The following is a 23,034-nucleotide window of genomic DNA, read 5'->3' on the forward strand; positions in this document are numbered from 1 at the left end:
AATTACATCTCCTCTGGGGCACTGACCCCCATCAGATCCAGCCCGTTGCGCAGCACCTGACGTGTGGCCAGGCCGAGCGCCAGGCGGGTGTTGCGCAGCGTGTCGTCTTCGACCATGACCTTGACGGCGTTGTAGCAGGTGTGGAAGTCGCCCGCCAGATCCAGCAGATACTGGGCCACCTGCTGGGGCTCGCGATTGCGGGTCGCATGTTCGACCACTTCCGGGTAGCGGGCCAGGCGGTTGAGCACGGCTTTTTCCTGATCGCTGTCCAGCAGCGCCAGGTTGGCCATTGCCACGCCGTGGTCGAAGGGCTGGCCTGCCTCTTCGGCCTTGCGCAGCATGCTGCATACCCGAGCATGGGCATACTGGATGTAGTACACCGGGTTATCGTTGGACTGGGAGCGCGCCAGGTCGATATCGAAGGTCAACTGCGAGTCGGCGCGGCGCGCGGCCAGGAAGAAGCGGGTGGCGTCACGGCCGACTTCGTCGATCAGGTCGCGTATGGTGACGTAGCTGCCTGCGCGCTTGGACAGTTTCACTTCCACGCCCGAGCGGGTCACCATGACCATCTGGTGCAGCACATAGTCGGGCCAGCCCTGCGGAATGCCCACGCCGAGTGCCTGCAAGCCTGCACGTACGCGGGTAACGGTAGAGTGGTGATCGGCGCCCTGTTCGTTGATCACGGTCTTGAAGCCGCGCTGCCACTTGTTCAGGTGGTAGGCCACGTCGGGCAGGAAGTAGGTGTAGCCGCCTTCACGCTTGCGCATGACGCGGTCCTTGTCGTCGCCGAAAGCGGTGGTGCGCAGCCACAGCGCGCCATCCTGCTCGTAGGTGTGGCCGTTGGCGACCAGGGTCTCAACAGTGGCCTCGACCTTGCCGTCCTCGTAGAGGGATGATTCGAGGAAGTAGACGTCGAATTCGACGCCGAAGGCCTTGAGGTCCAGATCCTGTTCGCGGCGCAGCCAGGCCACGGCGAACGCCTGAATGGCTTCCAGGTCGTCGGCATCGGCCTTGGCCGTCACCTTGCGGTCGTCGGCGGTGACCGTCTTTCCGGCCATGTAATCGTTGGCCACATCGACGATGTATTCACCGCGATAGCCATCGGCAGGCCAGCTCTCATCCTCGGGGCCCAGCCCCTTGGCACGGGCCTGCACGGAGAGCGCGAGGTTGTTGATTTGCGCGCCCGCGTCGTTGTAGTAGAACTCCCGAGTGACGTCATAGCCGCTGGCTTCCAGCAGGCGGCAGAGGCAGTCGCCAATCGCGGCGCCGCGACCGTGGCCCACGTGCAGCGGGCCCGTGGGGTTGGCCGAGACGAACTCCACCTGCACTTTTTCGCCCTTGCCGATCAGGCTGCGACCAAAGGCGTCGCCGCTATCCAGCACCTGAGCAACGATCTGGGCGGCGGCATCGGCGGCGGCGAAGAAGTTGATGAAGCCGGGGCCTGCAATGTCGGTTTTCTGAATGGCGTCGCTGGCGGGCAGGGCGGCTACCAGGGCGTCGGCCAGCTCTCGGGGCTTCATACTGGCGGGTTTGGCCAGCATCAGGGCCAGGTTGGTGGCGTAGTCGCCGTGGGCTTTGTCCTTGGTGGGGTCGACCTTGATGACCGGCTGTACATCGTTGGGCAGCACGCCTTGGTGTTTGAGCGCATCAACGGCGCCTTCGAGCAAAGCAATAATCGTGTCTTTCATGTCAATATCCGGGTGTCTTCGGTGGCGGCGTGTGCAAGCGCCCAAATGGTGCAGCGTCAAAACGGCCATTATCGGCAATTGGCGCGCAGTTTCAAAGCCGTATTCCCGGCCGGGGCAGGCTGGGCGTCGCGGGTGTGGTCATGGCTAGGCCAGTGTTTGTGGGTCGATGTCCACGGACCAGCGCACCTTGCGCGCATCGCGATGAGCTTCCAGCCACTGTACCAGCCAGTGGGCCGCCGTGTGTCGGTGGCTGCGTTTCTGGGCCGTGATCATGACATGCAGATGGTAGCGATTCTGGCGGCGCTCCATGGGGGCTGGCACTGGCCCCAGGCAGCGTACCGGCAGGTTGGCATCCGTGAGCCAGTGGCGCAAGGCCTGTGCAGCCTGCTGAGCCAGCGCCATGGCAGCAGGCTCCTGGGGGCTTTCGACGCGCAGTAGCGCCATGAAACAGAACGGGGGAAGCTGTGCCAGCCTTCGTTCTTCCAGCAGGTTGCGGGCCAGGGCGCCATAGCCATGTTCGGCCAGCTGGCCCAGATGGGGGTCGTCGGGGTGCAGGGTCTGCACCAGCACGCGGCCGGGATGAGCGGCCCGCCCGGCTCGGCCAGCCACCTGCTCCAGCAGCTGGGCGCTATGCTCCAGCGCGCGGAAATCGGCGGCATAAAGGCCGCCATCGGCATTGACCACCACGACCAGGGTGACGTGGGGCAAGTGGTGGCCCTTGGCCAGCATTTGCGTGCCCACCAGCAGGCAGGGTTCACCGCGATGGATCTCCTTGAGCACCTGTTCGAAGCTCTCTTTCTTGCGGGTGCTGTCGCGGTCGATGCGGTGCACGACGGTGTCAGGAAAGAGCCCCTGCAGGGTCTCTTCGGTACGTTCGGTGCCGCTCCCCAGTGCGCGCAGGTCGCCGCTGCCGCACTCGGGGCAGGCATCGGGCAGGGCGCGTCGGCTGTCGCAGTGGTGGCAGGCCAGCAGAGGGGGCTGCCTGTGCAGCGTCATGCGGGCATCGCACTGATGGCACTCGGCCAGCCAGCCACAGCTGTGGCACGCCAGGCTAGGGGCAAAGCCACGCCGGTTGATGAAGACCAGCGCCTGCTTGCCAGCTTTCAGCGTCTGGCGGATGGCTTGCAGCGCGCCGGGCAGCAGGCCTCCCTGGCGACGTTGATGGCGCATGTCCAGGAGTTCCAGCTTGGCGGGCGGGTGGCGGCTGGGGCGCTGGGTCAGGCGCAGGTGCCGATAGACGCCCGAGAGCGCTTGCTGAAGGCTTTCCAGCGAAGGGGTGGCGCTGCCCAGCAGCAGTGGGATCTGGTGGTGGTGTGCCCGGGCCACGGCGAGATCCCTGGCGTGGTAACGAAGCCCGTCGTGCTGCTTGTAAGAGCCGTCGTGCTCCTCGTCGACGATGATCGCGCCAGGCTTGGCCAGCGGTGTGAAAATGGCCGAGCGGGTGCCGATGATGACCATGGCGCGCCCGCTGGCGGCGGCTTCCCAGACGTCCAGGCGCTCCGGGTCGGTGAGGCCCGAATGTAGGGCCACCACGGGCACCCGGAAGCGGCTCTTGAAGCGCGCCAGGGTTTGCGGCGTCAGGCCGATTTCGGGCACCAGCACCAGCGATTGCTTGCCCTTGGCGGCCAGTGCCTCGATCAACTGCAGGTAGACTTCGGTCTTGCCGCTGCCGGTCACGCCTTCCAGCAGGCATGGGTGGTAGCCGTCCAGCTTTTCGTGCAGCGCCGCCAGGGCCGTGGCCTGCTCACGGTTGAGGGGTAATGACGGCGTTGCCAGCAAGCTGCCGGAGGCGGGCTGCCCCGCCGTCAGGGTGATCTCCTGGGGCTCGGCCAGGCCCTTTTTTTGCAGCGCCTGGAGCTGTTCACGGGTGAACCCGTGGGCACTGATGGCCCGCCCTGCCAGCCCGTGGGGGTGCTGGCGCAACAAGCGGTAGAGCTCGGCCTGCCGCGGCGCGCGCTGTAGCGGCGTGTCATCGCCCTGACGCGCATACCACAGGGTTTGCGTGCGGCCCGCCATGGGGTGGCCCTGGCGCAGGCGTGCGGGCATGGCGTGCTGCATGGTGTCGCCCAGGCTGTGCTGGTAATAGCGGGCGGTGAACTGGCACAGCCACTGCCAGTCTTCGGGGAGCGGCGCGTCGTCCAGCGCTTCACTGACCGCGCGCAGTTGGGCGCGGGGCAGTTCGCTGCCGGACGCCAGAGAGACGACGACCCCCACCACGTCGCGGCGGCCAAACGGTACCCGCACGCGCAGCCCCGGCAGCCAGCCGCAGGCGGGCGCGCGGGGTGCCGGCAGGTAGTCGAACAGGCGGCGCAGCGGCGATGGCAAGGCCACTTTCAGCACCTGGAAAGCGCCCGGAGCGCGCTCTGTCGTGGCGGGTGGGGATGAAACAGAATCAGACAATTGGCCTCCGGCGTTTAGTTTGCTAGAATGCGCGGCCGCTCTCAATCTATCGGATCGAGCGGTTAACCGGTTAGCAGTTTTTCACACCCGTATGCGGTGCCTGGCAGCGGATCAGGTGGCGGCATATAGCTCATGAGGCTCAAGATGAAACAAGGTATCCACCCGAATTACAACACGGTCACCGCCAACTGCTCTTGCGGTGCCAGCTTCCAGGTTGGTTCTACTTCTGGTCAGGACTTCTCTCTGGACGTATGCTCCAACTGCCACCCCTTCTACACGGGCAAGCAGAAGCAGGCGAGCACTGGTGGCCGCGTAGAACGCTTCAACAAGCGTTTTGGCGCTGCTGTCAAGCGCGGCTGATCCCGACGACGGATTCAGCCATCGCAGGCACGCCATGTGCCCTGTGCAAAAACCCACGCTACGGCGTGGGTTTTTTGTCCCTGCCTTATTTTGCCGCTCCCTGGCGGCACCAGCATATGAACGCTGGCCGAACGCTGTGTGATGAAGCCATGGCCCTGAGCCTCCTGTCGTGACATTGTCCACAGCCGCTATTGCGCGGCGGGTGTGGATAAGTCCGAATGTCGTTTTGGAATCTATTTCCAGCTTATGCTGCAGTGCATCCATAATGAAACCGTTATGGGTCAGGGTGCTATGCATAACTTGCAGCAAATGAAGCTGAAAAGTTACGAATGGATGGGAAAAGCCGCTAAAACGCAAGTTTCATAGGCTGGTTGACTAGCGGCTTGAGACGCTTGGGTTTTTTCTATATTCTGATATGACTTTTCTACTTTAGATTGATTGGGCCTTGACCATGACGGATGCAAACAAGCAGGCAGCTCTGGATTATCACGCTAAACCGATCCCCGGTAAGCTCTCCGTGGAGCTGACCAAGCCCACCGCGACGGCGCGGGATCTGGCCCTGGCGTATAGCCCGGGGGTGGCTGAACCGGTTCGCGAAATCGCTCGCGAAGCGGAAAATGCCTACCGTTATACCGGCAAGGGAAATCTGGTAGCGGTCATTTCAGACGGCAGTGCCATTCTGGGCCTGGGGAATCTGGGGCCGCTGGCCAGCAAGCCGGTGATGGAAGGCAAGGGTGTGCTGTTCAAGTGCTTCGCGGGCATCAACTCGGTGGACATCGAAGTGGATGCCGAGAATCCGCAGGCGTTCATCGATACCGTGGCACGCATCGCCGATACCTGGGGCGGTATCAACCTGGAAGACATCAAGGCCCCCGAGTGTTTCGAAATCGAAAAGGCGCTGATCGAACGCTGCAACATTCCCGTGTTTCATGACGACCAGCACGGTACGGCCATCGTCACCGCTGCCGGCATGCTCAATGCCCTGGAAATCGCTGGCAAGCGCATCGAAGACGTGAAGATCGTCTGCATGGGCGCGGGTGCGGCGGCGATTGCCTGCATGCGCCTGCTGATCTCCTGTGGTGCCAAGAAAGAGCATCTGGTCATGCTCGACCGTCGCGGCGTGATCCACACCGACCGCGATGGCATCAACGAGTACAAGGCCGAGTTTGCCCGTGATACCGACATGCGCACCCTGGACGATGCCATCGACGGTGCCGACGTGTTCATCGGCCTGTCTGGCCCCGGGCTGCTGTCTGCCGAACAGGTGAAGAAGATGGCGGCGGATCCGGTCATTTTTGCCTGCACCAACCCGGACCCGGAAATTCATCCGGATGTGGCTCGGGCAGCGCGCCCAGACGTCATCATGGCCACCGGCCGCTCGGATTTCCCGAACCAGGTCAACAACGTGCTGGGCTTCCCGTTCATCTTCCGTGGTGCCCTGGACGTACGCGCCACGCGCATCAATGAAGCGATGAAGCTGGCCGCCGTGCATGCGCTGAAAGATCTGGCCCGCGAGCCGGTGCCCCAGGAAGTGCTGAACGCCTACGAGCGTACCGAGATGAGCTTTGGTCGTGAGTACATCATCCCCACGCCGGTCGATATTCGCCTGCTGGAGCGTGTCTCCTCGGCGGTGGCCCAGGCGGCGGTGGACTCCGGGGTTGCCCGCAAGCCCTACCCGGCGCACTATCCGCTCAAGACCATCAGCGATGTCTACGGCAGTTGAGCGCCGCTCGACACGAGATTGGCTGTTCGAGACGTCATGACGACAACGCCCGCTTTCTGCGGGCGTTGTCGTGTGTGGTGTTCGTGTGGGTGCCGGGCGTCAGGTGAGCGGGTAGCGTACCAGCCCCTCTTGTGCCGTCGAGGCAATCAGCTGCCCATCGCGGCGATAGATATGGCCTCGCGCCAGCCCTCTGGCACTGCCGCTCCAGGGAGAGTCGATGGCGTACAGCAGCCACTCGTCCAGCCGCGTATCTTCGTGCAGCCACAGCGCGTGGTCGAGGCTGGCGATGCGCAGCTTCGGGTCCGTGTACTTGATGCCGTGAGGGATCAACCCGGTGGTCAGCAGGTTGAAGTCCGACGCGTAGGAGAGCAGGTGGCGATGCAGGGCGGGGTCGTCGGGCAGCGGGCCGCCCGCGAACCGGAACCATAGGCACTGCCCGGCAGGCGAGGCGCTGTCCGGATTGTTCTTCAGGTGCAGGAACTCGATGGGGTGGCCTGGGAAACGGGCATGTTTGGCGTCGCCGCTCTCCAGCAGCGCTTCGGGCGTGGGCACGTCAGGCATGGCGCGCTGATGGCTGATGCTCTCTTCAGGGCTTTGAAACGAGGCGCTGCAGAAGAAGATGGGCCGCCCCTTTTGAATGGCGGTGACTCGGCGGGTGGTGAAACTGCCGCCGTCGCGAATGGTATCGACCTGGTAAACCACCGGGCGATGGGGGTCGCCGGGGCGCAGAAAGTAGCCGTGCTGGGAGTGAGGGCGACGCTCCTCGGGGACGGTGCGGGCGGCGGCGGCCAGCGCCTGGCCAAGTACCTGCCCTCCGTACAGCTGGGGAAACCCGAGGTCCTGGCTTTGGCCGCGAAACAGCGTCTCTTCCAGGGGTTCCAGCTCCAGCAAGCTAACCAGTGTCTTCAGCGCATCGTTCATTCTCGGTATCCTTGGTGCTGTCTGCTTGATCACTGAGGAGGCCGCCCTCAGCGTTTGGCGATCACGCCATTGAAACGATCGTTTCGCTACCTTAACGGAGTTCGTCTTGATACGCAGCGATGAATTTTACATGCACCGTGCGCTGGACCAGGCGCACCTGGCGATGGCCGCCGGAGAGGTACCGGTGGGGGCCGTGGTGGTGGACGCCAGGGGGGAGATCGTCGGGGCGGGCCACAATGCACCGCTGTCCAGCTGCGACCCCAGTGGCCATGCGGAAGTGCGTGCGCTGCGCGATGCCGGGCAGCGGCTGGGCAACTACCGTCTGGAGGGCTGTACGCTCTACGTGACCCTGGAGCCCTGCATGATGTGCACCGGCACCATGGTGCATGCCCGCATTCAACGGCTGGTGTACGCTGCCGCCGAGCCACGGGCGGGAATGGTGGAGTCAAAGGCCAATCTGCTCGCCCAGCCCTGGTTCAATCACCATATCGACGTCACTGGCGGGGTGCTGGCGGCGCAAGCCAGCAAGCTGCTCAAGCAGTTCTTTGCCGACAAGCGCTAGCGCTGTCCCCGGTATCACGGGGTGAGCGGTGGCACGATCTCGAACAGCAGCAGCGGTTCTTCACTGGCCGGTATCTGTTCCAGTTGGAAAAACTGCTGTCGACTGCGCTCCACGTATTCGATCATTTCGTAGTAGCGGCGAATGTTGCGCACGTAGATCACCGGCTCCCCGCCACGGGCGTACCCGTGGCGCGTCTGGCTGTGCCACTCGCGTTGTTGCAGCAGCGGCAGCGCGGCGCGCACGTCCTGCCAAAGGTTGGGGTCGCCGCCGCGTCGTTCGGCAATGTTGCGGGCATCATACAGGTGGCCAAGCCCCACGTTGTAAGCCGCCATGGCCATATAGAGGCGGTCTTCGCCGGTGATGCTGTCCGGTAAGCGGTCCTTGATACTGCGCAGATAGCGGGCACCGCCGTCGATGCTCTGGGCGGCATTGGTGCGGTCCGTGACGCCCATCTCACTGGCCGTGGGGTTGGTCAGCATCATCAGGCCACGCACCCCCGTGGGGGAGACGGCATTAGGGTCCCAGTGGGACTCCTGGTAGCCCACGGCGGCCAGCAGTTTCCAGTCGAACCCTGTGTCTCGGGCGGCCTGCTTGAAGAGCTCGGTGTAGCGGGGCAGGCGCTCATCCAGATGGTCTAGAAACGTGCGCGTGCCCACATACTCCAGGTAATCGTCATGGCCAAAATAGCGGCTGATCAGGCGGTCCAGGGTGCCGTTTTCATGCAGCTCCTGCAGGAACTGGTTGGCCGCGTCGAGGAGCCCCAGCCCGCGCCCGCTGGGCAGCGCCCAGACCAGCGAGAGGGGCTCGCCCAGATAGAAACCGCGCTCGACATTGGGAAAGAACAGCCGGTTCAGGCGGAACTGGTGGTCGAAGATGATGGCCGCATCCAGGGTGCCATTCTCTACCTTGGCCATCAATTCGGCTACTTCCAGTTCGTTGGACTCCTTCCAGCTCAGGTTGGGATAATCGCTTTGCAGGGCTTTCAGGGCATCGCTGGTGCCCGCTTCGCTCAGCGTGCCGATGGACAAGCCGACGAGGTCTTCGGGTGCGTTGATGCCATAGAGGCCGCGCCGGTAGACCACCAGTGGCTGCATCTCGATGATCGGACGGGTGTAGTGAATGCCGGGGGTATCGGCCATCAGCGGCAGCGACGCCGCCCCCAGGTCGCCCTGTTCGCGAACGGCAGGCAAGACACCATCCGGGTGGTGGCTGGCGTTCAGGTTGAGGCTGACCCCCAAGGCGTCTGCAAAACGGTGCATCAGTTCATATTCGAACCCGGTTGGCCCCTGGCGGCCTTCGTAGTAGGTGGTGGGGGTATTGCGGGTATGTACGGTGATGAAGTCTTTGGCCAGCACGCGGGCGAGGTGTTCGCCGTCGGGAAAGGTCGATGGGCGCGGTGTCAAAACCAGCAACAAAGTCGCGATCATCGCGAAATATGCCCGATAAAAGGCGCTAAAATGTCGGCAAATCAATGTCGGCATGGTGTCTTGTCGGCGTGGGACGAGCTGCCACGATACCCAGCCTTTATCGCCGTGTCACCTTGTTGATTTCGTGTGGCCGCCGCTTTCCAGTATCATAGTGCGCAGTCCGTGTGTCGGTCGCTTAGCGGCCCGGTGATTTCCTGCTCGACTCTTCCTGCTTTAGAGGCTCCCAGATATGCTCGAACTTCGAGGCGCGCCCGCCCTTTCTGCCTTCCGTCATGAACGGCTGCTAACGGTGTTGCGTGAATGTGTTCCAGAGGTGGAAGCGTTGTCCGCCCACTACGTCCACTTCATTGACCACCACGAAGAGCTCGATACCGCCTCTCAGGAACGGCTGGCCAGGCTGCTCGATTACGGCAGCCGAGCCGCCCAGGAACCCCTTGAACAAGCCCTGCGTTTTCTGGTGGTGCCGCGTCTGGGCACCCAGTCGCCCTGGTCTTCCAAAGCCACGGACATCGCCCATAACTGCGGGCTGAGCCAGATCCATCGCATCGAGCGCGGCGTCGACTACCGCGTCGCATTGCGTGGCACGGCGACGGCAGAGCAGTGGGACGCCATCGGCGCACTGCTCCACGACCGCATGACCGAAAACGTGCTGGCCGACACGGCGGCGGCCAGCCAGCTGTTTGCCCACCACTCACCGGCACCGCTGGGCAGCGTGGATATTCTGGAGGGCGGGCGTGCCGCGCTGGAAGTCGCCAACCGGGAGCTGGGTCTGGCGCTGGCAGACGACGAGATCGACTATCTGGTGGCGGCCTTCGTCGAGCTGGGGCGCAACCCCAGCGACGTGGAGCTGATGATGTTTGCCCAGGCGAACTCGGAGCACTGCCGCCACAAGATCTTCAACGCTGACTGGATCATCGACGGCGAGGCCCAGAGCCATTCGCTGTTCAAGATGATCAAGAACACCTTTGCCACCTCACCGGACAACGTGCTGTCGGCCTACAGTGACAACGCGGCGGTGATCAAGGGCAGCCACGGCGGTCGCTTCTTTCCCACACCGCTGACCGGTGCAGAGGGTGAACGCGCTCACTACGACGCTCATCAGGAGCCCATTCATATCCTGATGAAGGTGGAAACCCACAACCACCCCACGGCGATTGCGCCTTTCCCGGGGGCGGCGACCGGCTCCGGCGGCGAGATTCGCGACGAAGGCGCCACCGGCATCGGCGGCAAGCCGAAGGCGGGCCTGGCGGGTTTCACCGTCTCCAACCTGCGTATCCCCGAGTTCGTGCAGCCCTGGGAGGCTTTCGATTACGGCAAACCCGAGCGCATGCAGTCGGCGCTCAACATCATGCTGGAAGGCCCGATTGGTGGCGCGGCCTTCAATAACGAGTTCGGCCGCCCCAACCTGACCGGCTACTTTCGCACCTACGAGCAGGATGCCCTCAGTGCCAATGGCATCGAGCGGCGCGGTTACCACAAGCCGATCATGATTGCCGGTGGGTACGGCAACATTCGTGCCCAGCACGTCCAGAAGGGCGAGATTCCGGTGGGCGGCAAGCTGATCGTGATGGGCGGTCCGGCGATGCTGATCGGTCTGGGCGGCGGTGCGGCGTCCAGCATGGCGTCGGGGGAATCGAGCGCCGATCTGGATTTCGCCTCGGTGCAGCGGGAAAACCCGGAAATCGAGCGCCGTGCCCAGGAAGTGATCGACCGCTGCTGGGCAATGGGTGAGAAAAACCCCATTCGCTTCATCCACGACGTGGGTGCCGGTGGCCTCTCCAATGCGTTGCCGGAGCTGGTCAAGGACGGTAACCGTGGCGGCCTGTTCGACCTGCGCGCCGTGCCCAACGCCGAGCCGGGCATGAGCCCGCTGGAAATCTGGTGCAACGAAGCCCAGGAACGTTACGTGCTGGCCGTGGCCCCGGAAGACCTCGATACCTTCGATGCGCTGTGCAAACGCGAGCGCTGCCCCTATGCGGTGGTGGGCGAAGCTCAGGCAGAGCACCATCTGGAAGTGCGCGATGGCCACTTCGAAACCAAACCCGTCGATTTGCCCATGAGCGTGCTGTTCGGCAAGCCGCCGAAGATGACCCGCTCGTTCGAGCGCCAGACGCCCGAGCTTTCCGGCGTGATGCTCGACAACCTGGACCTGCGCGAAGCCATGGACCGGGTGCTGCGTCTGCCCACGGTGGCCTCGAAAAGCTTTTTGATTACCATCGGCGACCGTTCGATCACAGGCCAGGTGGCTCGTGATCAGATGGTCGGCCCCTGGCAGGTGCCGGTCGCCGACGTGGCAGTGACCACCGCCAGCTTCGATACCCATGCCGGTGAAGCCATGGCCATGGGCGAGCGCCCGCCGGTGGCGCTGATCGACCCGGCTGCCAGCGCCCGTTTGGCGGTGGCAGAAGCGATTACCAACCTGGCCGCCGCGCCGATCGCCAAGCTCTCGGACATCAAGCTCTCCGCCAACTGGATGAGCGCCGCCGACCACCCTGGTGAAAACCAGGCGCTGTACGACGCCGTGCACGCGGTCGGTATGGAGCTGTGCCCGGCGCTGGGGATTGCCGTGCCGGTGGGCAAGGACTCCATGTCGATGCGTACCGCCTGGCAGGAGGGCGATGATGCCGAAGAGAAGAGCATCACCTCGCCGCTGTCGCTGGTGGTCACTGGCTTTGCGCCGGTCACCGATGCGCTGGCCACGCTGACGCCGCAGATCAACCTGGAGCAGGATGAGTCGGACCTGATCCTGATCGACCTGGGGAACGGTCAGAATCGCCTGGGTGGCTCGGCGCTGGCTCAGGTGTATGGCCAAGTGGGCGACGAATGCCCCGACGTGGACGACCCAGAGGACCTGAAAGCGTTCTTCGAGGTCATTCAGGGCCTGAACCGGGATGGCAAGCTGCTGGCCTACCACGACCGCAGCGACGGTGGCCTGCTGGTCACGCTGCTGGAGATGGCCTTTGCGGGTCATGCCGGTCTCGAAATCAAGCTCGACTGGCTGATCGACGAGCCGGTGGAAGCCTTCAATGCGCTGTTTGCAGAAGAGCTGGGGGCGGTGATCCAGGTCAATCGCCAGCACACCGAAGAAGTGCTGACCCAGTTCGCCATGGCCGGTATCGAAACCTGCGGGGTGATTGCCCGACCGCGCTACGACGATCAGGTACGTGTGACGCTGTTCGAAGAGCCACTGCTGGAAACCACCCGCCAACTGACCCAGCGCACCTGGGCCGAGACCAGCTACCGGTTGCAGGCGCTGCGCGATAACCCCGAATGCGCCAAGAACGAATTCGACAATTTGCTCGACGTGCGCGACCCGGGTCTCAGCGCCGCGCCGACCTTCGATGTCAATGACGACATCACCGCGCCTTACGTCAACACTGCCAAGCCAGCGGTGGCCGTCCTGCGGGAGCAGGGGGTCAATGGTCAGGTGGAAATGGCCTGGGCCTTCCACAAGGCCGGGTTCGATGCGGTGGATGTGCACATGAGCGACATCCTGGAAGGTCGTGTCTCGCTGGATACCTTCCAGGGCCTGGTGGCCTGTGGGGGCTTCTCCTATGGCGACGTGCTGGGGGCAGGCGGCGGCTGGGCCAAGTCGGTGCTGTTCAACGAACGCGCCCGCGAGCAGTTTGCGGCGTTCTTCACCCGAGATGACAGCTTCTCGCTGGGCGTATGCAATGGCTGCCAGATGCTGTCGCAGCTCAAGACGCTGATCCCGGGCGCCGAAAACTGGCCCAGCTTCGTGCGCAACGAATCCGAGCAGTTCGAAGCCCGCGTGGCCATGGTGCGGGTAGAGAAAAGCCCCTCGATTCTGCTGGCCGGCATGGAGGGCTCGACGCTGCCCATCGCCGTGGCCCACGGCGAAGGGCGTGCCGAGTTCCGCGATACGGCGCACCTGCGCAGCATGCAGTCGAGCAGCCAAATTGCCCTGCGCTACATCGACAACTACGGTCAGGTCACCACTCGCTATCCGGCCAACCCCAATGGTTCCCCGTCGGGGATCACGGGGCTGACCACGCCGGATGGCCGTGTGACCATCATGATGCCTCACCCGGAGCGGGTGACGCGGGCAGTGACCAACTCCTGGCGTCCGGCAGAGTGGACCGAGGACGGCGCCTGGCTGCGGCTGTTCCGCAATGCGCGGGTATGGCTGGGTTAAGCGACCTTAAACGGCAAGGCGATCCCTACCCTAACGGCGGCTTTTGGCCGCCGTTAGCGACTGTGCGTTCGATACCCATGGTTTGCTGTGAGACGCTATGAGGATGCGCTGGCGGGCGGCTCCTCGGTGCTGGCCGGTGTGAGCCCCAGCCTGGATTCCAGCGTTTCGAGTTCCAGGCGATAACGCTCGACGAGATACTCGAAGCGTCCCAGGTCGTGGCCGCAATCCATGCAGAAAACATGTGCCGTATCGCGACGGGTGGCGGGCAAGCGCTTCTGGCGGCTACCGCATTTTGGGCATTCGAGGCTGAAATGTTGAGTTGCCATGGTAAACCTCTTTCTCAAGCGACTGCGTAATGGAAGGAGTCGTCAGCGGGGAGCAATAGCCCCTCACTGCTCAGACGCGACGAAAGTCGCAATAGTTCAATAGCAGGCTAATTAATTTGCCGATGCCCAAAACACCCACGTCCTCCCCGCAGCTGCGCGCCTACCAGCAGGAAGCGGTCAAGCGGGTGGTTCACCACTTTCGCGCCACCAGCGACCCGGCGGTGGTCGTGCTGCCCACGGGCAGCGGCAAGTCGCTGGTGATTGCCGAGCTGGCGAGGCTGGCCCGTGGGCGGGTGCTGGTACTGGCCCACGTTCGCGAGCTGGTGGAGCAGAACCACGCCAAGTACCAGGCCTATGGCCTGGTCGCGGATATCTTCAGCGCCGGGTTGAAGCGCAAGGAGGCCAGTCGGCAGGTGGTGTTTGGTTCGGTGCAGTCGGTGGTGCGCAACCTGGCGCAGTTCAACGACGCCAGCTTCACGCTGCTGGTAATCGACGAGTGCCATCGGGTGTCGTTGGAGGAGGATTCCAGCTACCGCCAGGTGATCGACCACCTGCAGCGGCAAAACCCGCAGCTGAAGATTCTCGGCCTCACCGCCACGCCCTTTCGGCTGGGTCAGGGGTTTATCTATCACCGCCACTACCACGGCATGGTGCGCGGGGGAGAAGAGAGTTTCTTCACCGACTGCGTGTTCGAACAGCCGCTGCGCCTGATGGTCAAGCAGGGTTTTCTGGCCGCTCCTCGGCGGCTGGACATGGCCATTGAGGGGTACGACTTTTCGGCGCTTGCTCCCTCTTCCAGCGGGCTGTTTCGGGAAGAAGAGCTTAATCGGGTGGTGGCCGGAAGCCGCGCCACGCCGGGCATCATTGCCCAAGTGGTCGAGCAGGCGGCCGACTGCCAGGGGGTGATGATTTTTGCCGCGACGGTCGCCCACGCCGAAGAGATCATGGGGTATCTGCCTGCCGACCAATCCGCGCTGATCACCGGTGCGACGGTCTCCGCCGAGCGCACCGCGCTGATCGATGCGTTCAAGGCGCGCAAGCTCAAGTATCTGGTCAACGTGGCGGTATTGACCACCGGGTTCGATGCCCCCCATGTGGATCTGATCGCGATCCTGCGCCCCACCGAGTCGGTGAGCCTCTATCAGCAGATCGTGGGGCGCGGACTGCGCCTCTCGCCGGGGAAGGAGGCGTGCCTGATCCTGGATTATGCAGGCAACCCCTGGGACCTCTATGCCCCTGAGGTTGGCGAGCCGCGTCCCGACAGCGATAGCGAGCCGGTGCAGGTCGAGTGCCCCGAGTGTGGGCATGCCAACCTGTTCTGGGGCAAGCGCGACGGTGAGCTGGTGATCGAGCATTTTGGCCGCCGCTGCCAGGGGCTGGTGGAGGACGACACCGGACGCCGTAGCCAGTGCACCTTTCGCTTTCGCTTCAAGGTCTGCGATGCGTGCGGGGCAGAGAACGATATCGCTGCCCGGCGCTGCCATGGCTGCGAGAAGCTGCTGGTGGATGCCGATGACAAGCTCAAGGAGGCGCTGCGGCTCAAGGATGCCAAAGTGCTGCGGGTGAGCGGCATGCAGCTGGAGGCGACCACCAACGGGCGCGGCTTGCCGCGTCTCAAAGTGACCTACCATGACGAAGACGGTGCCAGCCTGAGCGAATGGTTTGCCCTGGAGACCGCCGCCCAGCGCCGCGCCTTTTATGCGGTCTTCTTGCGCGCCCACCTGCGCGCGCCGGGCGTGCCGTGGCAGCCAGCAACGTCAGACGACGTGGTGGCTGCCCAGTCCCGCCTGCGCCATCCCGACTTTGTGGTGGGCAGAAAGGTAGGCCGCCACTTTCAAATCCGCGACAAGCTGTTCGACTATCAGGGCCGCTATCGTAAAGCCGCCGAGGCGGCCGAGATGCCGCGTTGATGGAGCGCTGTTACACTGCCGTTTTCAACTGACAAGGACTCGACCCGCGTGAGCGAGACGCCCAGCGCCGTGCCGGATCAAGACGCGATGCCCTCTACGGTGGAGCCCACCGTGGAGGCCCTTGGGCGCCTGTTCGATGAGCCCATTACGCAGCTGCCGGAAGATCTCTATATTCCCCCCGAGGCGCTACGGGTTTTCCTGGAAGCGTTCGAGGGGCCGCTGGATCTGCTGCTGTATCTGATTCGTCGGCAGAATCTCGACATTCTGAGTATCAACGTGGCGGTGATCACCCATCAGTACATCGAGTACGTGGAGATGATGAAGGCCATGGAGATCGAGCTGGCCGGCGAGTACCTGTTGATGGCGGCCATGCTGGCCGAGATAAAATCACGCACGCTGCTGCCGCGCCCCCCCAAGGCGGAAGGCGAGGAAGAAGAGGACCCCCGGGCGGAGCTGATACGCCGCCTGCAGGAGTACGAGCGTCTCAAGGAGGCCGCTGAAGCGCTGGATGCCCTGCCCAGGGTGGGCCGGGACTGGTTCAGCGTGCAGGCGGGCCTGCCACCGCTGGAAACCCGCGTGATTCATCCCGATGTCGAGCTGGACGAGCTGCTGGGCGCGCTGTCGGACATTCTCAAGCGGGCCGAGCTGGCCCAGGCCCACCAGATCAGCCGAGAGGTGCTCTCGACCCGGGAGCGCATGCTGAAGATCATGGAGCGCTTGCACGAAGATGGCACCCATGGGCGCTATACCCCCTTCGAAGCGCTGTTCTCCCTTGAGGAGGGGCGGGCAGGGGTCGTCGTGACGTTCATGGCCATTCTGGAGCTGGCCAAGGAGTCGATGATCGAAATCGTCCAGAACGCGCCGCTGTCGCCGATCCATGTGCGTGCTCGGCAGGCGGCGCTGGCCGATGAGGACGAGGACCCCTTTGCGCGGGAAAGTGATGACCCTGCGGACGAAGAGTCTGCCTTCGAACCTGACGAGGAGTCACGGTGAGAGACACCACGTTGGACGATATTGTCGAAGCCGCGCTGCTGGCGGCCGGAGAGCCACTGCCCGTGGAGCGGCTGGAGACGCTGTTTCTGGCGGATGAGTGCCCGTCTCGCAAGGCGCTGCGCGACGCCCTCGCGCGGTTGGCCCGGCGCCACGAGGACGGGGCGCTGGAACTGGTCGAAACGGCCTCGGGCTTTCAGCTGCGCATTCGCCCGCGGCTGTCGCACTGGGTGTCGCGTCTGTGGGATGAGCGCCCCCAGCGCTACTCCCGTGCCCTGCTGGAAACCCTGGCGCTGATTGCCTATCGCCAGCCGGTGACCCGGGGCGATATCGAGGAAGTACGGGGCGTCAGCGTCAGCAGTTCGATCATTCGCACGCTGATGGAGCGGGGCTGGGTACGCATCGTCGGGCACCGCGACGTGCCGGGGCGTCCCGCCGTGTATGCCACGACGCGCAGCTTTCTGGATGACTTCGGGCTCAAGACGCTGGATGCCTTGCCGCCCATGCACACGCTGGTGGCCGCCGACGAAGCAGCATTGGCGGAGGAACCGCCCGCTGCGACGCATGTCGCACTGGACGAAGCCGTCGAAACCGTGCAGGATGCGCCACCCCAGCAAGATCAGAACACGTCGGCAGCGAGTGCCGACCCCCACGCCGAGACGGCGTTAACCCAGCCGCTGAGCTTTGCCGATCTGGAGGCACGGCTTGCGGCACGTGCCCAGCGTCGAGATGAGGACGCGGGCACGCAGACCAACGATGTGAGGTCAGACGACCATGAGTCAGAGTAACAACACCACGCCGCCCACCAGCGAAAAACTGCAGAAAGTGCTGGCCCGTGCGGGCCTTGGCTCCCGCCGTGAAATGGAAACCGCGATTGCCGATGGCCGGGTGAAGGTGAACAGCCAGGTGGCCAAGCTGGGTGACCGCGTGGAAGCCCGCGACAAGGTCAGCTTCGATGACCGCCCGGTCACGCTGCGCCCGGAAGAAGAAGTGCCGCGCCGGGTCATCATGTACAACAAGCCGGAAGGCGAGCTGTGTACCCGCAAGGACCCGGAAGGCCGTCGCACGGTCTTCGAGCGTCTGCCGCGCCTGAAAGGCGAGCGCTGGATTGCCATCGGGCGGCTGGATATCAATACCAGCGGCCTGCTGCTGTTCACCACCGACGGTGAACTGGCCAACCGCTTGATGCACCCCTCCACCCAGGTGGAGCGTGAGTACGCGGTGCGGGTCATGGGCGACGTCAAGCGAGAGCATATCGTCGCCATGGTGGATGGCGTCATGCTGGAAGACGGCCCCGCCCGTTTCACCGACGTGCAGGAGTTTGGTGGCGAAGGCATCAACACCTGGTTCCACGTGGTGATTCTGGAAGGCCGCAACCGCGAAGTACGCCGCTTGTGGGAGTCCCAGGGGCTCACCGTCAGCCGCCTGAAGCGCGTGCGCTACGGTAATATCTTCCTCGACAAGCGTGCCAAGGCAGGCGAGTGGGTCGAGCTTTCCCAGGACGAAGTCGACGATCTGGCGACCCTGGCCCACCTGGAAACCCGCAAGGTGCCCGAGCTGACGCCGGACGAGAAAAACCGCTGGAGTCGCGACAAGCACAAGCGTCGCCCGGTTCAGGCCATGCGCAAGCCCAAGCGTCGTTAAGCGATGCTCGCCGCGCGGTGGGGGCACGCCGAGCACCGCGCGGTTTTTTTAGACGAAAGACAAAAAAGGCTTGCTATTGTCGGGTGTGATCCGTACTATATGCATCCGTTCGGACGGGTCGTTAGCTCAGTTGGTAGAGCAGTTGACTTTTAATCAATTGGTCGTAGGTTCGAATCCTACACGACCCACCATTCGAACAGCGGCGATGTTATCAGGTGATACACTACGGTAACGCCGTACAGAGCGGCGAAAGCCCTCAGAAAAGCAGCAGGATTTGGGTCGTTAGCTCAGTTGGTAGAGCAGTTGACTTTTAATCAATTGGTCGTAGGTTCGAATCCTACACGACCCACCAAATTCAACGCCCCTGGTAGCTTGCTGCCAGGGGCGTTCTGCTATGCGCGTTCTGCCCTGGCGATGGGCAGGGTGCATCGGCAAATCATGCCGCACTGCAGCGTGCGGTTCTGCTTGCAGCAGGCAATACTTGTCCACCACAATGGACCTGTAACGATGTGTGGATTTGGCTGTCGATCATGCTCGGCAGCGCTGGCCCGCAGTAGCAGGCCAGATCGGCAACCGGCGAGTGCGACAGACGCAGCGGCCAGTTGCCCCGAGGGCGGCGCATGCGGAGCGCATACGTCGCAACTGGTGTTTAACGGGGGGATTCCCTGTTCGTCACAGTGGTAGACACGATGACTATTCTGACTTCTCAAGTGGCGCTGGAGGCACCGCTTCCCAGCCCGTACTGCCCAACGCGCATCCCGGCGGAAGACGAAGCCCGCGTGGCTGAGATCAAACAGCTGCTCAAGGCCCACAACGCCGTTCTGGTGGCGCACTACTATACCGATGATGCCATTCAACAGCTGGCCGAAGAGACCGGTGGCTGCGTGGCAGACTCCCTCGAAATGGCCCGGTTTGGCGCTCGCCACGACGCCACTACTCTGGTGGTGGCAGGGGTACGCTTCATGGGCGAGACGGCCAAGATCCTCTCCCCGGAAAAGCGGGTGCTGATGCCCACCCTGGAGGCCACCTGCTCACTGGATATCGGCTGCCCCATCGACGAATTCAGCGCGTTCTGTGACGCCCACCCGGATCGCACGGTGGTGGTCTACGCCAACACTTCGGCGGCCGTCAAGGCGCGTGCCGACTGGGTCGTGACCTCCTCGATCGCCGTCGAGGTGATCGAACATCTGCAGGCCAAGGGGGAAAAAATTCTCTGGGCGCCCGACAAGCATCTGGGGGGCTACATCCAGAAAAAAACCGGCGCCGACATGCTGATGTGGGATGGCGCCTGCATCGTCCATGAGGAGTTCAAGGCCAGAGGGGTCGAGGACCTGAAACGCCTGTACCCCGAGGCAGCCGTGCTGGTGCACCCGGAGTCGCCGGAAGCGGTCGTCAAGCTCGCCGATGTGGCTGGTTCGACCTCGCAATTGATCAAGGCAGCGCAAACGCTGCCCAACGACAAGCTGATCGTGGCCACCGACCGCGGCATCTTCTTCAAGATGCAGCAGGCCGTGCCGGGCAAGACGCTGTTCGAAGCGCCGACCGCAGGCAATGGAGCCACCTGCCGTAGCTGTGCCCACTGCCCGTGGATGGCGATGAACGCGCTGGATAACCTGGCGGGCGCGCTGCGCGAAGGCAGCGGCGAAATTTTCGTCGATGCGGCCTTGCGTCAGCAGGCGCTCAAGCCGCTGGAGCGGATGCTGAACTTCAACGCCTAGGTTCTGCCTGGCGTGAATGCACAAGGCCCGGCGCCCTTTGGCGCCGGGCCTTGTCGTATTTGGCTGAGCGGTGGCTGGGCGGCGTGGCTAAAATTTTTCCAGCGCTTCCCGGTACTCGATGAACGCTTCGCGGCGCTGCTCGATGCGCGCCAGTGCCTGCTGGTCGTTCTCCTGCTGGGCAGCGTCTCGGGCGATGCCTAGCTGGCGAATGCCGCTATCCATTCGGCCGGTGAGCTGCAAATGTTCGGCCCGGGCCAGGTGCCCCCAGCCATTGTGGCCACTGCGGCCAGCCGCTTCCGCCAGCAGGTTGAACCCCTGAGGGTTGTCCGGGTGGCGCGCCGTGACTTCTCGCAGCAGCGTGTAGGCTGCCTGAGGGTCGCGCTGCAGCTGCGCTTCTGCCAGGGTGAGCTGAGCGGGCAGGTAGTTGGGCATCAGCCGCAGCAGCCGCTGGCTGCGCTGGATGGCATCGTCATAGCGCTGGGCCTGCAGGGCCACCTGGGCGGCCGAGGCGGGCAGCATGGCGTAGTCTGGCAGCTCGCTGGCCAGCCGATCCAGAGTCTGGAGCGCCTGATCGGTCTGGCCATTCTGCGCATCGATCAGGGCTGAAACATAGCGCAGGGCGGGCTCCTCGGCGCTCTCCTGTTCGAGGCGGGCCGCCGCTTGCTGGGGGCTGTTACGATGGATGCTGAGCAGTGCTCGGGCGCGCATCATGTCGTACAAGGTATCGCTGGTGTATCGATTGGCGACGCTGAGCTGTGCCGCCCGGGCCTGGGCATCGCTCAAGCGGCTGTCGGAGACCGGGTGGGTCAGCAGAAATTCCGGGGGCGTGCCGCCCTGCAGGCGCGCCATGCGCTGCATGGCGCCAAACATGCGCACCATGGCTTCGGGGTCGTAACCGGCGGCGGCCATGGCTTGCAGGCCCACACGGTCGGCCTCCTGCTCGAAGCGCCGCGAGTAGCTGAGCTGGTCCTGAATCAGCGCCGCCTGGGAGCCCATGGCGGTGGCGATACCGGCATCGCCACCGCCGCTGGCGGCAATCAGCATGCCTGCCAGCATGGCGGCCATGGCGGGCAGTTGCGTCTGCTCCGCCCGAGCGCTGCCGCGCGCAAAGTGGCGCTGGGAGAGGTGCCCCAGCTCGTGGGCGATGACCGAAATGAACGCGCCTTCATCCTCGGCAAAGGCAAACAGCCCCGAGTTGATGCCCACCACGCCACCGGGCACGGCAAAAGCGTTGAGCGAGCGGTTATCGACCATTACCGTGGTCGTCTGCAGATTGCCCAGCTGGCTATGGGGCGCCAGCCTGGCCACCAGGCTCTCCAGGTAGTCGTTGACGATGGGGTCCTGCCACTGAGGGGCATGGGCCCTGAACTGGCGCAGCCAGGCACGGCCCAGGCGATACTCCTCGTTGCTCACCGAAGTGGAGGCGCCCCCCAGGGTGGGCAGCTGATAGCTGTCACTGCTCTGAGCAGGCGCGCTGAGGCCCACAGTGCCCAACAGCAGGGCCAGTGCGCAGGCCAGGCGTGGCGTAACAGTCTTAAGGTGCGCCATGGCATCCCTCGTGATGGTTCTCGATTCGCACGATCATTGCGGTGATGGATGTTGCAAACACAGGCTGTGACATTGATTCAGGCAAGGAAGTGCCGTTAAATCGAGACAGGCTGGTCATCGTCCGAACAGTGTATGCAACAATACCGTGGTTATGTAGCGGTGAACGGTTGTCGTTATGAATCGCTGTATGAGTAGCTGTGTCATGGGTCGTTTCGTTATGGGTAAAAGCGCTTTCACAAGGGAGAGGGTATGTCTGAGCAAATAGCATCCGCGCTGGCCGAGGGGGTAGAGCCCGATGCGGTACTGGACGCTACCGGGCTGCACTGCCCGTTGCCGCTGTTGAAGGCCAAGCAGGCGCTAGCCGGGTTATCGGCAGGCCAGTTGCTGGAGATACGTGCCACCGATGCGGGCTCCTGGCGCGATGTCGCTTCCTTCGCCGAGCTGAGTGATCATCGGCTGGAAGCCAGAGTTCAGCAGGGCGAGATCTACGTGTTCTGGCTGCGTAAAGCCGGGGCGGCTCGCTCATGACCATGCGCGCCATTCTCAGAAGCTGGATCGAACGCTATTTCTCCGATGAAGAGGCACTGGTCCTGCTGGTGGTGCTGATCGCGGGGCTGGCAGCCATCGTGCTGTTTGGCCGCATGCTGGCGCCTTTCTTCACCTCATTGGTGCTGGCGTTTTTGCTGCAGGGGCTGGTCAGTGGGCTGACCCGGCGAGGCGTGCCCCACCTGTTGGCGGTCATCATCGTGTTCGTGGCCTTTGTCAGCGTGCTGCTGTCCATGGCGTTCATTCTGATGCCGTTGATATGGAACCAGCTGGTGGGGCTGGTGCAGGAGACACCGCGCATGTTTGCCACGGCGCAGATATGGCTGGACGAGCTGCAGGCGCGCTTCCCCAACCTGATCACGCCTGACCAGATGCAGAGCTGGATCGGGGTGGCCGGGCGCGAGATCAGTCAGGTAGGGCAGCGTGCCTTGACGCTGTCGCTGTCGTCGCTGGGTAACGTGATGTCGTTGATCATCTACCTGGTGCTGGTGCCCATTCTGGTGTTTTTCATGCTCAAGGATCGCGAGGCGCTGGTAGGGTTTGCGCTCTCGCTGCTGCCGCAAAAGCGTTCGCTGTTGACGCGTATCTGGCAGGAGATGGATCAGCAGATTGCCAACTATATTCGCGGCAAGGCCATCGAGATCGTGATTGTCGGTACGGTCTCGTATCTGACCTTTGCCCTGTTTGGGCTGCCCTATACGGCGCTATTGGCCGTGCTGGTGGGCTTCTCCGTGCTGGTGCCTTACATCGGTGCTGCGGTGGCCACCATTCCCGTGGCGGCGGTGGCGGTCTTTCACTTTGGTGTCAGCGAGCAGTTTGCCTATGTGCTGCTGGCCTACGGCATCATTCAGGCCCTGGACGGTAACGTGCTGGCGCCGGTGCTGTTTTCCGAGACCAACAACATTCATCCGGTGTCGGTCATCCTGGCGGTGCTGTTTTTCGGCGGTATCTGGGGGTTCTGGGGGGTGTTCTTTGCCATTCCCTTGGCCACCCTGTTGAAAGCCCTGGTGACCGCATGGCCCAGAGGGTTGGAAGGGCACCAGGAGTTGCGTGACCAGATAGAGCTGAAGGCCGACTAGCCCCAACAGGCTGACGGCGTCGAGGGGCTCGATGCC

The 23,034-nt window shown here is 63.5% G+C and carries 17 protein-coding genes and 2 tRNA genes; 13 read left to right on the forward strand and 6 right to left on the reverse strand.

Annotated elements, in window-relative coordinates; all coding sequences use genetic code 11:
• Positions 1 to 2: 2 nt before the first annotated feature.
• Together argS and KVY02_RS03090 are read right to left on the reverse strand one after the other, a co-directional pair.
• Positions 3 to 1,688 (reverse strand): arginine--tRNA ligase, encoded by a 1,686-nt coding sequence (argS, locus tag KVY02_RS03085; protein WP_218314309.1) that lies wholly within the window; start codon positions 1,686 to 1,688, stop codon positions 3 to 5.
• A gap of 144 nt (positions 1,689 to 1,832) precedes the next feature.
• Positions 1,833 to 4,088 carry a primosomal protein N' gene (locus KVY02_RS03090; RefSeq protein WP_256357554.1) on the reverse strand — a complete coding sequence of 752 codons (2,256 nt, stop codon included), beginning with the start codon at positions 4,086 to 4,088 and terminating at the stop codon, positions 1,833 to 1,835.
• A 144-nt stretch (positions 4,089 to 4,232) separates the two neighbouring features.
• Between KVY02_RS03090 and rpmE the strand changes: the two genes are divergently transcribed.
• The gene (gene rpmE, locus KVY02_RS03095) at positions 4,233 to 4,448 is read left to right on the forward strand and encodes a 50S ribosomal protein L31 (RefSeq protein WP_016916139.1); all 216 of its coding nucleotides are present in this window, start codon (positions 4,233 to 4,235) and stop codon (positions 4,446 to 4,448) included.
• A 451-nt stretch (positions 4,449 to 4,899) separates the two neighbouring features.
• Positions 4,900 to 6,171: a malic enzyme-like NAD(P)-binding protein gene (locus tag KVY02_RS03100; RefSeq protein ID WP_218314311.1), complete on the forward strand. Its 1,272-nt coding sequence runs from the start codon at positions 4,900 to 4,902 to the stop codon at positions 6,169 to 6,171.
• A 99-nt stretch (positions 6,172 to 6,270) separates the two neighbouring features.
• Here the strand turns inward: KVY02_RS03100 and KVY02_RS03105 are convergent, their stop codons facing one another.
• Positions 6,271 to 7,092, reverse strand: a complete 822-nt coding sequence (locus tag KVY02_RS03105) for an acyl-CoA thioesterase (protein ID WP_218314312.1) — start codon at positions 7,090 to 7,092, stop codon at positions 6,271 to 6,273.
• Between the two features lie 130 nt (positions 7,093 to 7,222).
• Between KVY02_RS03105 and tadA the strand changes: the two genes are divergently transcribed.
• Entirely contained in the window at positions 7,223 to 7,654 is a 432-nt protein-coding gene (tadA, locus tag KVY02_RS03110; protein WP_256357555.1) for a tRNA adenosine(34) deaminase TadA, read from the forward strand.
• A gap of 14 nt (positions 7,655 to 7,668) precedes the next feature.
• On the opposite strand, the gene mltF is transcribed toward tadA, so the two are convergent.
• Positions 7,669 to 9,135 carry a membrane-bound lytic murein transglycosylase MltF gene (mltF, locus tag KVY02_RS03115; RefSeq protein WP_218314314.1) on the reverse strand — a complete coding sequence of 489 codons (1,467 nt, stop codon included), beginning with the start codon at positions 9,133 to 9,135 and terminating at the stop codon, positions 7,669 to 7,671.
• Positions 9,136 to 9,310: 175 nt separating this feature from the next.
• On the opposite strand from mltF, the gene purL reads away from it, so the two are divergent.
• Positions 9,311 to 13,237, forward strand: a complete 3,927-nt coding sequence (gene purL, locus KVY02_RS03120) for a phosphoribosylformylglycinamidine synthase (RefSeq protein WP_218314316.1) — start codon at positions 9,311 to 9,313, stop codon at positions 13,235 to 13,237.
• Between the two features lie 95 nt (positions 13,238 to 13,332).
• Here the strand turns inward: purL and KVY02_RS03125 are convergent, their stop codons facing one another.
• Positions 13,333 to 13,563 carry a hypothetical protein gene (locus tag KVY02_RS03125; protein ID WP_218314318.1) on the reverse strand — a complete coding sequence of 77 codons (231 nt, stop codon included), beginning with the start codon at positions 13,561 to 13,563 and terminating at the stop codon, positions 13,333 to 13,335.
• 122 nt (positions 13,564 to 13,685) lie between these two features.
• Between KVY02_RS03125 and KVY02_RS03130 the strand changes: the two genes are divergently transcribed.
• The 7 genes from KVY02_RS03130 to nadA all read left to right on the forward strand — a co-directional run bounded on the left by KVY02_RS03130 (position 13,686) and on the right by nadA (position 19,825).
• Positions 13,686 to 15,473: a DEAD/DEAH box helicase gene (locus KVY02_RS03130; protein ID WP_218314319.1), complete on the forward strand. Its 1,788-nt coding sequence runs from the start codon at positions 13,686 to 13,688 to the stop codon at positions 15,471 to 15,473.
• 48 nt (positions 15,474 to 15,521) lie between these two features.
• Complete coding sequence (locus tag KVY02_RS03135) at positions 15,522 to 16,466, forward strand: segregation and condensation protein A (protein ID WP_189462511.1); 945 nt, start codon at positions 15,522 to 15,524, stop codon at positions 16,464 to 16,466.
• A complete protein-coding gene (gene scpB, locus KVY02_RS03140; protein ID WP_016916148.1) occupies positions 16,463 to 17,251 on the forward strand; it encodes an SMC-Scp complex subunit ScpB in 789 nt (262 codons plus the stop codon). The genes KVY02_RS03135 and scpB overlap by 4 nt, the downstream gene beginning before the upstream one ends.
• Positions 17,238 to 18,107: a 23S rRNA pseudouridine(2605) synthase RluB gene (rluB, locus tag KVY02_RS03145; protein ID WP_016916149.1), complete on the forward strand. Its 870-nt coding sequence runs from the start codon at positions 17,238 to 17,240 to the stop codon at positions 18,105 to 18,107. The genes scpB and rluB overlap by 14 nt, the downstream gene beginning before the upstream one ends.
• A 115-nt stretch (positions 18,108 to 18,222) precedes the next feature.
• Positions 18,223 to 18,298, forward strand: a tRNA-Lys gene (locus tag KVY02_RS03150).
• Positions 18,299 to 18,383: 85 nt separating this feature from the next.
• A tRNA-Lys gene (locus KVY02_RS03155) sits at positions 18,384 to 18,459 on the forward strand.
• 337 nt (positions 18,460 to 18,796) lie between these two features.
• A complete protein-coding gene (nadA, locus tag KVY02_RS03160; protein ID WP_218314321.1) occupies positions 18,797 to 19,825 on the forward strand; it encodes a quinolinate synthase NadA in 1,029 nt (342 codons plus the stop codon).
• An 87-nt stretch (positions 19,826 to 19,912) separates the two neighbouring features.
• Here the strand turns inward: nadA and KVY02_RS03165 are convergent, their stop codons facing one another.
• Positions 19,913 to 21,373, reverse strand: a complete 1,461-nt coding sequence (locus KVY02_RS03165; protein WP_081136330.1) for a M48 family metalloprotease — start codon at positions 21,371 to 21,373, stop codon at positions 19,913 to 19,915.
• A 249-nt stretch (positions 21,374 to 21,622) separates the two neighbouring features.
• Between KVY02_RS03165 and KVY02_RS03170 the strand changes: the two genes are divergently transcribed.
• Positions 21,623 to 21,901: a sulfurtransferase TusA family protein gene (locus KVY02_RS03170; RefSeq protein WP_016916152.1), complete on the forward strand. Its 279-nt coding sequence runs from the start codon at positions 21,623 to 21,625 to the stop codon at positions 21,899 to 21,901.
• Positions 21,898 to 22,998, forward strand: a complete 1,101-nt coding sequence (locus KVY02_RS03175) for an AI-2E family transporter (RefSeq protein ID WP_081136328.1) — start codon at positions 21,898 to 21,900, stop codon at positions 22,996 to 22,998. The genes KVY02_RS03170 and KVY02_RS03175 overlap by 4 nt, the downstream gene beginning before the upstream one ends.
• The last annotated feature ends 36 nt before the right edge of the window (positions 22,999 to 23,034 follow it).

Origin of the sequence: Halomonas sp. 18071143, assembly GCF_019211725.1 — a bacterium.
Taxonomy (GTDB): Bacteria; Pseudomonadota; Gammaproteobacteria; order Pseudomonadales; family Halomonadaceae; genus Vreelandella; species Vreelandella stevensii.

Bases quoted from the DNA above. Each gene is read 5' to 3' on its own strand.
- rpmE (WP_016916139.1), top strand. From the start codon at position 4,233: ATGAAACAAGGTATCCACCCGAATTACAACACGGTCACCGCCAACTGC.
- rluB (WP_016916149.1), top strand. From the start codon at position 17,238: ATGAGTCAGAGTAACAACACCACGCCGCCCACCAGCGAAAAACTGCAG.
- nadA (WP_218314321.1), top strand. From the start codon at position 18,797: ATGACTATTCTGACTTCTCAAGTGGCGCTGGAGGCACCGCTTCCCAGC.
- purL (WP_218314316.1), top strand. From the start codon at position 9,311: ATGCTCGAACTTCGAGGCGCGCCCGCCCTTTCTGCCTTCCGTCATGAA.
- argS (WP_218314309.1), bottom strand. From the start codon at position 1,688: ATGAAAGACACGATTATTGCTTTGCTCGAAGGCGCCGTTGATGCGCTC.
- KVY02_RS03170 (WP_016916152.1), top strand. From the start codon at position 21,623: ATGTCTGAGCAAATAGCATCCGCGCTGGCCGAGGGGGTAGAGCCCGAT.
- KVY02_RS03125 (WP_218314318.1), bottom strand. From the start codon at position 13,563: ATGGCAACTCAACATTTCAGCCTCGAATGCCCAAAATGCGGTAGCCGC.
- KVY02_RS03130 (WP_218314319.1), top strand. From the start codon at position 13,686: ATGCCCAAAACACCCACGTCCTCCCCGCAGCTGCGCGCCTACCAGCAG.
- KVY02_RS03175 (WP_081136328.1), top strand. From the start codon at position 21,898: ATGACCATGCGCGCCATTCTCAGAAGCTGGATCGAACGCTATTTCTCC.
- tadA (WP_256357555.1), top strand. From the start codon at position 7,223: ATGCACCGTGCGCTGGACCAGGCGCACCTGGCGATGGCCGCCGGAGAG.
- KVY02_RS03165 (WP_081136330.1), bottom strand. From the start codon at position 21,373: ATGGCGCACCTTAAGACTGTTACGCCACGCCTGGCCTGCGCACTGGCC.
- KVY02_RS03100 (WP_218314311.1), top strand. From the start codon at position 4,900: ATGACGGATGCAAACAAGCAGGCAGCTCTGGATTATCACGCTAAACCG.
- KVY02_RS03105 (WP_218314312.1), bottom strand. From the start codon at position 7,092: ATGAACGATGCGCTGAAGACACTGGTTAGCTTGCTGGAGCTGGAACCC.
- mltF (WP_218314314.1), bottom strand. From the start codon at position 9,135: ATGCCGACATTGATTTGCCGACATTTTAGCGCCTTTTATCGGGCATAT.